The 1,702-nt window shown below is 69.1% G+C and carries 1 protein-coding gene; it reads right to left on the bottom strand.

Going from position 1 to position 1,702, the window contains the following annotated elements:
- Positions 1–39: 39 nt before the first annotated feature.
- Positions 40–1,698 (bottom strand): cytochrome bc1 complex cytochrome b subunit, encoded by a 1,659-nt coding sequence (gene qcrB, locus C1I98_RS38585; RefSeq protein WP_111172148.1) that lies wholly within the window; start codon positions 1,696–1,698, stop codon positions 40–42.
- Positions 1,699–1,702: the final 4 nt, after the last annotated feature.

Raw genomic sequence — 1,702 nt, 5'->3', positions numbered from 1 at the left:
GGACACCCCCCGCCTTTCCCCGATTGCCTCAACGAGCGGTCAACTTCCCTGATCGGGCCTGCGGTAGCTCTCGCCCGCGGTGACGGCCTTCCTGCCCTCGCCGTCCGCCCCCGGCCCCTCGGTGATCGGTGGCTCGCTGTAGGCGCGGCTCATCCTGGCCCGCAGCCGCCCGATCCGCCCGCGCAGGCCCTTGGGCCTCGGTTCGCCGTCCTCCGCGCCGTCCGCCGCCAGCTCCGCGCCGCGCAGTTCCGGGATCGTCTCCGCGCCGAGCAGCGGCGCGGCCATGTCGTCGCTGGCCGGTACGTCGATCTCGGTGAACTCGCCCTCCGGCAGCCGCTTGATCACGCCGGTCTCCACGCCGTGCCCGATCATCTGCGCGTCCCGCAGCCGCAGGCCCCGGCACAGCCGGTACGTCACGACGTACGCGAGCACCGGCCCGGCGAAGATCGCGATCCGGCCGAACCAGGTGGTCGCGAACAGCGGGATGTGGAAGTGGTCGGAGATCTCGTCGTTCGCGCCGAGCAGCCACAGCACGCCGTAGAAGGTGACCGCCGCCATGCCGATCGCGGTGCGGTGCGGGTTGTCGCGCGGCCGTTCGGCGAAGTGGTGCTCGCGGGTGTCGCCGGTGATCCACCGTTCCACGGACGGGTAGACGATCAGCCCGCCGAAGATGAGGGCCAGCGGCAGCAGGCCGGGGATGAGCACGCTGAGCGGCAGGGTGTACCCGGCGAAGTTGATCTCCCAGCCCGGCGTGATCCGCAGCGACCCCTCAAGGAAGCCCATGTAGAAGTCCGGCTGGGAGCCCGCCGAGATGTCCGCCGGGGTGTAGGGCCCGAACAACCAGATCGGGTTGATCTGCACGGCGGCCCCGAGCCCGGCCAGGATCGCGAAGGTGAACATGAAGAACGCGCCGGACTTGAGCATGAACGACGGGAAGAACGGCCCGCCCACCACGTTCATGTTCGTCCGGCCCTTGCGGGCGAGCTGGGTGTGCTTCTGCACCCACATCAGCGTCAGGTGCGCGGTCACCAGCGCGACCAGCAGGCCGGGCAGCAGCAGAATGTGGATGGTGAAGAAGCGGGCGATCACGTCCTCGCCCGGATACTCGCCGCCGAACAGGAAGAACGACAGGTAGGTCCCCACCAGCGGCAGCCCGATCAGGATGCCCTGGGTGATCCGCAGCCCGGCCCCGGACAGCAGGTCGTCCGGCAGTGAGTACCCGGTCAGGCCCTCCACCAGCGCGATCGCGAACATCACCAGGCCGATGTGGTAGTTCAGCTCGCGCGGCTTGCGGTACGCGCCGGTGAAGAAGATCCGCAGCAGGTGGGCCATCAGCCCGCCGACGAACAACAGCGCCGCCCAGTGGTGGATCTGCCGCATCAGCAGCCCGCCGCGCACCTCGAGGCTGATGTGCAACGTCGACGCGTACGCCTCCGACATCATCACGCCGCGCAACGGCGCGTACGGACCCGTGTAGGCGACGTGCCCCATGCTCGGCTGGAACCAGAACGTCAGGAACGTTCCGGTCAGCAGCAGGATGATGAACGAGTACAGCGCGATTTCGCCGAGCAGGAACGTCCAGTGGTCGGGGAACACCTTGCGTATGTTCCGCCGCACCACGTTCCCCAGCCCGAGCCGGTCGTCCAGATACCGGCTCACCCCCGCGACGACCTTGGGCACCCCGCCCGGCTCGCTCATCGCC

The sequence above is a fragment of the Spongiactinospora gelatinilytica genome, assembly GCF_003236385.1.
Lineage (GTDB): Bacteria > Actinomycetota > Actinomycetes > Streptosporangiales > Streptosporangiaceae > Spongiactinospora > Spongiactinospora gelatinilytica.
The sequence above is the reverse complement of the archived record's forward strand: the minus strand, read 5'-3'. Positions and strand labels throughout refer to the sequence as shown.

Bases quoted from the DNA above. Each gene is read 5' to 3' on its own strand.
- qcrB (WP_111172148.1), bottom strand. From the start codon at position 1,698: ATGAGCGAGCCGGGCGGGGTGCCCAAGGTCGTCGCGGGGGTGAGCCGG.